Raw genomic sequence first — 323 nt, forward strand, 5'->3', positions numbered from 1 at the left:
GGTGAACTGCTGCGCCACGAAGGAGCCCAGCAGGTACATGCCCGCCTTCTTCGCGACCAGCGTCTGCGCGGCGTCCTGCCAGGTACGGCCCACGGCGCCGTCCTGGTGGTAGGGCAGCAGCTCGGCCCAGTGGTCGAAGACGGCCTTCACCTTGGCGTCGGTCCACGACTCCTTGCCCGCCATCAGGGACTTGTGGAAGTCGTAGCCGTTGAGGCGGAAGTTGATCTGGTCGAAGGTGCCCATCGCCGGCCAGGCGTCCTTGTCACCGAACGCGATCGGGACCAGGCCGTCCTTCTTCATCTGCTTGCACAGCGCCACGAGCT

1 pseudogene is annotated in these 323 nt (G+C 65.9%); it reads right to left on the reverse strand.

The features are described from left to right. A pseudogene (locus tag C3488_RS39825) lies at nucleotides 1-323 on the reverse strand (carbohydrate ABC transporter substrate-binding protein); the annotation flags it as partial.

The organism is Streptomyces sp. Ru72 (assembly GCF_002920635.1).
GTDB lineage: Bacteria > Actinomycetota > Actinomycetes > Streptomycetales > Streptomycetaceae > Streptomyces.